This is a genomic window from Desulforegula conservatrix Mb1Pa (assembly GCF_000426225.1).
In the GTDB taxonomy this organism is placed as follows: domain Bacteria; phylum Desulfobacterota; class Desulfobacteria; order Desulfobacterales; family Desulforegulaceae; genus Desulforegula; species Desulforegula conservatrix.
Genome location: NZ_AUEY01000113.1, coordinates 1 through 7928, shown reverse-complemented (window position 1 = coordinate 7928; position 7928 = coordinate 1). Strand labels below are relative to the sequence as shown.

Genomic DNA, 7928 nt, shown 5'->3' with positions numbered 1-7928 from the left:
CTTGATCATTTCAGCACGTCGGGCTGGCTTGAGAACGTCAACCCGTCAAACAGTTTTGACATAAGCGATTACCTCAGGATCAGCGCCGATGCCGGAGGAAAATCCGTATCTGATTTCATGGAAAGCCTGAAACAGAGCGGACTCGATCCTCTTACCCAATTTATCACCGAAGGCCAGAATACGGCTGGGGTAACCGTTCCTGTCGTGTCAGGAAACGAAAAGGTTGTCACGGATCACGTGAACACATCTGTGTTCAACGAGACCCTTTACCTTCAGAGCAAACTTGTCCGGTTGATAACAGGCGGCTTTACCCAGTTCTCAAATATAGGCCAGGTATTTTCCGGAATAGCTGATGCAGGCATGACTGCATTTGAGCATTTTAAGAATTACAGCCTGTCCGAGGAAACAGATCCCAACCAGTTTTTCGACACCTCGGAATACCTTCAGGCAAAGGCTGACAAGATGAATGCTTCGGCATCTGAAGGAAGAACTTACTGGACAAAGGATGATGTCAAGGCAGGTCTTTTGAATGCAGGATACACGAACGCATTTGATCATTTCGCTGCTTACGGCTGGCAGGAGAACATCGACCCATCATCTGAATTCGATGTCAGCAAATACCTCGAATCTTATGCTGCCAATACAGGGACTGCTCTTGATACTGTCATAGAGACATTCAGAAGTTCGGGAACAGATCCGCTAACCAATTATCTGCATTATGGACAGAACATCTCCGGGATAGCTGTAAAAACAGCATCAAAGAGCATTAATGAGGGCGGAAAGATGGCGTCTGGCCAGACAGATGAGTCCATGCTTCAGGTTTCTGATGTGAACAGGATAATCCAGGATATGGCAGGTTTCGGTGATTCCAAAGGCATGGCATTTACAGGTATAAACGATGCAATGACAGGAAAGGATCTCCTCAATGTCATCAACGCATCCTGGAAATATCCGGAGTAATCGGGATTAGCTATAACCTATGTTATTCTTTAAATCCGAAAAGGAGCGTGCATCGCTGCACGTTCCTTTTTAGTTACTGGAATGGGGTAGAGGGTTCCATTTGATTTCCCTCTACCAAATTCTCATTATTGTTGACCTGTCACAAACTATACCCAGGATATCCCAAATTTTTCAAAAGCAGTATTCCCTAATCATGACAAGCACTTTTTCAACGCACTCATTAAGGGGATCGTTTGCTGTATCAAGGACAAGATCAGGGGTAAGTGGAACATCATAGGGCGATGAAACGCCCGTGAAATTGTCTATTTCTCCGTTTTTTGCCTTTTTGTACACCCCTTTTACATCCCTTGATTCGCAAATATCCGGATCGCATCTGCAATAGACTTCCAGAAACCCCCCATTTCCGAACATTTTTTTCACCTTTTCCCTGTCAGAGCCGGAAGGTGATATGAAGGCTGCGAGGATAATTATTCCTGCATCTGTCATCAGCTTTGCGACCTCTGCAATACGCCGCAAATTTTCGGTGCGATCCGTGGCTGAGAAGCCCAGATCTCCGCATAAGCCGTGACGCACGTTGTCTCCGTCCAGGACATAAGCCTGACAACCCATATCAAAAAGAGCTTTTTCCACGCTATGGGCAAGGGTCGATTTCCCTGATCCTGAAAGCCCGGTAAACCATATTACTGGGCTTAAATGACCGTTTTTAATATTTCTCATGCTTTGGGAAACAAGGGATCTGTGCCATTTAACATTATCAGACTGATATAATTCCATATAAGTTTCTTTCTTCTACGTGGCGACAGTATGTCAAATGTCATTAAACGCCATGTTTAAATAAGGGATATACTTCTTAACAGGAATAACCTGACTTTAGCCAACAAAAACATCTTTTACGATTATAAACGGATTGAAAAGTAACATGGAATCAAATATATATTCTCTATTTATTATTATTGTTTCAAAATAGCTTTTTGCTGAATATGTAAATTCAGAAATCAGGTGAAATTGATGTCCCAAAAACTAAACGACTGGAACGATAAAGATCTTGCACGTAGCGGTTTTGACGCAAACGGCCAGCCAGATCAAGCATTGCGCCAGGCCGCAGGCAAGCCGATGCTCACACCCTCTCCGGGTCTTGCAGAATGGCTGTTTTCAACTGGCGGGTCGCTGGCCTTTTCCACATATCAGACCGGACGCCTTTTTTTTCTAGGCAGTAACAATGATGGCAGTCTCTACGTACAGGAGCGTGTCGTGGGCACGGCCATGGGACTGGCCGCAGATAACGACAAGCTGTGGGTGGGCAACCGCGAGCAGATATGGCGGTTTTCCAATACCGGCCCTGACCAGATAAACGGCCAGCAGTACGACGCCATCTATATGCCCCGCAAGGGATATATGATAGGCAACAGCAACACCCATGACGTTTTGGCAGATGTCACCTTTCAAGGTAAAAAATATGATTTTTTATACGCCAACACCCAGTTCAGCTGCGTTTCTGCTCCAGACGAGCATTACACCTTCGCTCCGGTCTGGGTTCCCGACTTCATCAGCGTGCTGGCACCCGAAGATCGCTGCCATTTGAACGGCATCTGCGCCCAGGAGGGAGAGCTTGCCTACTGCACCATATGCGGCAAATTCGACTCCAGACTTGGCTGGAAGGGCGTCAAGTCGCATGGCGGGTTCGTGGTGGACATGCGCACCGGAGAAACTGTCTGTTCTGGGCTTTCCATGCCCCATTCTCCGCGCTGGCATGATGGCCGCCTGTGGTTGATCAATTCCGGCGAGGCCCAGCTTGGCTACGTTGATTTTGCAACCAGAAGCTTCGTGCCAGTATTCCAATGCCAAGGATTTGCCCGTGGGATAGCTTTTGTCAACGGTCATGCAATTGTTGCCCTTTCGAGGCTTCGGCCTGACAAAAACGGCCTTGTCGGCCAGATTAATTTAGCAGAACGCCTTGAATCACAAGGCTATTATCAGCATTGTGGGCTGCTTGTTTTTGACCTGAGCGCCAAAAAGCTAGTCCAATGGCTGACCATTGAAGGCCAGGTAACAGAACTCTATGATGTAATCTTCCTGCCAGGCATCAGAAAGCCCTATACACCGGGGTTTCGCGAGCCTGAACAGCATCAGTGGCGCATGCATCTGCCCTCCGGCCCCTGGAAAACGGCCCCCAAGCCACCTCCAGATTTTTCAGGCTGGCAACCCCAAAAATCCTGAGAATAACCAAATATGAACGGAGCTATTATGGACGCACTAAACACCCGTGAACTGATCGTAGTCGATGCAGCCGTAGCTGACTGGAAAGTCCTGAGCGCTGGCCTTAGCCCGGATATTCCTGTGATTCTGCTGCCAGAAGGCGGCAATGGGCTTGAGGCGCTCGAGCAGGCGCTATCCTCATATGGCCAGATTGATGCACTGCATCTGGTCAGCCACGGAGGAATAGGCCGACTGAACCTGGGCGATCTTCAACTCACCAGCTCAACTCTGGCGACCAATGCAGAAACACTTTTAAAAATCGCCACGCATTTCAGCTCAGAAAGCGATCTTCTGCTGTATGGTTGCTCCGTGGCACTTGGCAGCGAAGGGCTGGGTTTTGTTAAGGCTCTGTCACAGTCTCTGAACGGCGTCGATATTGCCGCATCCACTGACAGAACCGGCCCCCTTACCCTTGGCGGGGACTGGGATCTGGAATACGCATATGGTGAAATAGAGACGGTGCTGCCGTTCACTGTGCAGGGGATGCAGGGGATAGACGAGTGTCTTGGATGCTCAAAACCTGCCTTTACAACCAGCTTAACTTGCTCAGGTAACGGTGGGATTTGGACTAATAACACCGCACCCACGATCAGCCTGGCCAATACCAGCCAGTCCTACACCGAAAACGCCTCAGCTATCCAGATTGATTCCGCTGGCACGGTGAATGATACTGACGGCAATGCAGACTGGAACGGCGGCAAGCTTGCAGTACAGATCACAAGCGGCAATATCGCAACAGACCAGATATCCATATCTGATACCGATGGAGACGGAATAGCCATCACCATCACCGGCACAAACATCTTTGCAAATGGCACAGATGTAGGTGATCTTTCTGCAAGCGGCGGCACAGTTACAAACGGCACCAAGTTGACCATTACCTTTAACGGTATCGCGACCAACGCCATTGTCCAGGAAACGCTCCAGTCTATCAGATATCTAAATACAGGGGATGATCCTGGAAGCACAAACCGTGTGGTAACAGTCACTGCCACAGATAAAAATAGCGTTTCGGCAAGCGATACCAGAACGATTGCTGTGACACCAGTCAACGACGCCCCAACTGACATCGCCCTGTCCGCATCCACGGCCAGCACCTTCGATGCGTCCAACTATGTCGTCGGCACCTTTTCCAGCACTGACGTCGATACCGGAGACACCCACACCTACTCCCTGGTTCCCGGCATCGGCGACACCAATAACGGTATCTTCAACATAAATAGCAATCAGCTGCGCCTGACCAATCCGTCCGTTTTGACTGCCGGAACCTATTCGGCGCGCATCTGCACCACGGACAACGGCACGGGCAATCTGACCTATGAAGAGGCCTTCACCATCACGGTCACGGATTCCTTGATAGTGAACACCAATAGCGACGTTGGAGATGACGCCTTAACAGGCGGCAGCTATGCGGCGGAATTGGCCGACGGCGCGGGTCTCTCTCTGCGTGAGGCCTTGGTCCTGGCCAGCGTTGGCAACAAGACCATTGGTTTTGCGGCAGGATTGACAGGGCAGACCATTACGTTGGGTTCGGCTGCGACCGTGGCCGCAGGAACGACCTTCGACGTCGACACGGCTGGCACGCTGACCATCAGCGGCTCCTCCCTTTCGCTGCCTGGGGCGCTTAACCTGACCAATGGTGCAGGTGACCTGCTGACAATCGGCTCGACACTGGCTGGCGCGGGGTCTATCGCAAAAACCGGCGCGGGTACGCTAATTCTCTCGGGCGCCAACACCTACAGCGGGACAACCGCCGTTTCAGGTGGTACGTTGCAGACCAACAGCCTCGGCAGTACCTCCGGTTTGACCTTAGATGGCGGTGCGCTAAAGACCAATGGCAGCCCTCTCAGTTACAGTAACGCGGTGACGGTGGGAAACAGCGGAGGTACCACTGATCTTTCGAATGGGTCGATAGCCCTCAGCGGGGCGATCTCCGGCGTCGGCGCATTGACCATCAACAGCACTGCTCCCGGCAATGTCCTGAGCCTCAGCGGCACCAACACTTACAGCGGCGGCACGGTGCTGAATGGGGGTATCCTTCAATTTGGTTCCGATACTGCAGTGGGTTCCGGCACCCTGATCGTCAATGGCGGCAAGGTGCGCGCGTCCGGCGTGACATCTCGCACCCTGACCAACAATCTGGTCCTTGGCGGCACCTTGACCATGTCCGGTTCGGCAGCGTTGACCTTCACCGGAGCGGTTGATCTTGGCGGAGCATCCAGAACCATCTCCAATACCATAGCTTCAGATTTGACCTTGGGCGGAACTGTAAGCAACGGTTCCCTCGTAGTCAGCAACCCAAATTCTGGAGCGCTGGTTTTGACCGGTATCAACACCTATGGAACGACAAGCGTCACGGCAGGCACTCTGAGTATCGAAAGAGATTACAACCTTGGCTCTGGCCTAGTCACCCTCAATAATGGCAGCTTGGTCTTAATCGGAAGCAATGTCACCATCGATAATGCCTTCAGCCTCGGCGCCAGCCACGGTACCATCAACAATGCCAACGCCGTGACCCTGTCCGGGTCCATCTCCGGAACCGGCAACCTGACCAAAACCGGGGCTGGCACGCTGACACTGTCAGGAAGCAACACCTACGGCGGCACCACGGTATCCGCCGGGACGTTTAGCGTGGGCAGTGACAGCAATCTGGGCGCGGGACAAATCAATCTGGCGAATAGCACCATCTTCCAGGTCACCGGTGCGACCATCATCGACAACGCCATTGGCCTGACCGGCAACGCCACCATACAGAGCGATGCCTCTGTTGGAGTTTCCGGTGTGATCTCCGGCAACTTCAATCTGGCCAAAACCGGCGTGGGAACGCTCACCCTTTCTGGCACCAACACTTATGGCGGGACGACAACCGTTTCTTCAGGCGGGTTGAGCGTCGCGGCCGATGCCAACCTTGGAACAGGCCAAATCATTCTGGCCACAAACACGACCCTGGCCATCACCGGGGCGACGACCATCGACAATCTTATTGAATTGGCCGGAAACGCCACACTCCAAGCCGATGCCAACGCGACGATCTCTGGCGTTATTTCCGGCTCCGGCGCTTTGGCCAAGACAGGCTCAGGCACCCTTACCTTGTCCGGGAACAACACTTATAGCGGTAATACCGCCGTGAACGCGGGGACGTTATTGGTCACGGGCACTTGCAACAGCAGTGGGTCATTCGACGTTGCCAGCGGTGCGACCATAGGCGGTGCCGGCACCATCACTGCGGTAACCGTGCAATCCGGCGGAATCCTTGCGCCAGGCAGCGGCGCTGGAAAAATCACGACCGGCAATCTCGTCCTGGATGGCTCATTGAGCGCCGAACTGGGCGGTGTCATCGTGGGCACACAGTATGACCAGGTGGATGTCGTGGGAACGGTCGATCTCAGCGGCGCGACCTTGAATGTATCCCTCATCAACGCCTTTACTCCGACAACAGGAAATATCTTTACCCTGATCAACAACGACGGGGCGGACGCCATCACTGGCACCTTCACCGGGTTGAGCGAAGGCGCGATGATTAGCGCCGGCGGATCTCGATTTACCATCAGCTACCAAGGCGGTGATGGAAACGATGTGGTTTTGACGGCGCTTCCGCCTAACACCTCGCCCGTCATCACCTCAAACGGAGGCGGAGCGACGGCCGCGATTAATGTTGCCGAGAACACTACTGCGGTCACGACGGTAGCTGCAACCGACGCAGACGCAGGCCAGACTGTTACGTATTCCATAACAGGAGGCGCTGATCAGGCAAAATTCTCCATCAATACCAACTCAGGCGCACTTGTATTTGCTTCTGCTCCAAATTTCGAGGCTCCTACAGACACAGGTTCAAACAACACATACGAGGTCATTGTCCAGGCAAATGATGGAAACGGCGGAACAGATAGCCAGACCATTACCGCCACTGTGACCGATGTCAACGAAAGCGCTACGCCTCCGCCAACTCCTCCTCCGTCACCAGATCCTACACCTACCCCGAATCCTGTCATACCTCCTAAAAATGAATGGGGCAATCTGCCTGACAACGACAATGACGGAGTGCCAGAAGTCGTGGAAGGCTTTGTTCCCGGCCTTACAGGCGGAGTGACAGGAGACGGAAATGGCGATGGAGTACAGGATCAGCTCCAGAGCAGCGTCAGTTCGTTTCCTTTTCTTAAGACTCCCACTCCTGATAGTAATCCCGGAAATGCTCCGAGTGTGTTTGTGACCATCGTTGGAGGCTCTGACGGAGGAAAGATTGATTCCGGGTCTTCTCCTGTATCATTCAAGAATATCCAGCAGCTTGATGCGCCGACCGATCTTCCGGAAAATGTTGAGATGCCACTTGGAATGATAAGCTTTACAGCTGACATCGAAACCCCCGGATCGTCGGAAAATTTCAGTATTTTTGTCGATGAGAACATCGCCATAAACGGTTACTGGAAACAGAACCAGGAAGGTGCCTGGGTTAACCTCGCAAGCCCTGAGTACGGCGGCCAGATAGTTACGGAAGGTGGAAAGACAAGACTCGATTTTGCTATTTTAGACGGAGGCGAATTTGACAACGACGGTGAGGCGGACGGAGTGATAACTGACCCAGGCGCACCAGGATGGAGGGACATTGCCCTTGCCTTTGACGAGAATTACTATCTCGAAAGCAAGCTTCAGGAACTTAGGGCCGACGGCCTGACCCAGTATGTGGACATAAGGCAGGTAAAAGGAGTCATTTT

At 52.1% G+C, this 7928-nt stretch carries 4 protein-coding genes; 3 read left to right on the top strand and 1 reads right to left on the bottom strand.

Going from position 1 to position 7928, the window contains the following annotated elements; genetic code table 11:
* Positions 1 to 960, top strand: a 960-nt coding sequence (locus tag K245_RS28140; protein ID WP_027360615.1) for a hypothetical protein, incomplete at its 5' end; no start/stop codon positions are given.
* A gap of 171 nt (positions 961 to 1131) precedes the next feature.
* Here K245_RS28140 and cysC read toward each other — a convergent pair.
* Positions 1132 to 1734: an adenylyl-sulfate kinase gene (cysC, locus tag K245_RS0120005; protein ID WP_027360614.1), complete on the bottom strand. Its 603-nt coding sequence runs from the start codon at positions 1732 to 1734 to the stop codon at positions 1132 to 1134.
* Between the two features lie 234 nt (positions 1735 to 1968).
* On the opposite strand from cysC, the gene K245_RS25635 reads away from it, so the two are divergent.
* Together K245_RS25635 and K245_RS0119995 are read left to right on the top strand one after the other, a co-directional pair.
* Positions 1969 to 3177 (top strand): TIGR03032 family protein, encoded by a 1209-nt coding sequence (locus K245_RS25635; RefSeq protein WP_051284478.1) that lies wholly within the window; start codon positions 1969 to 1971, stop codon positions 3175 to 3177.
* Between the two features lie 27 nt (positions 3178 to 3204).
* The coding region (locus tag K245_RS0119995) for a DUF4347 domain-containing protein (protein ID WP_027360613.1) at positions 3205 to 7928 on the top strand (4724 nt) is incomplete at its 3' end.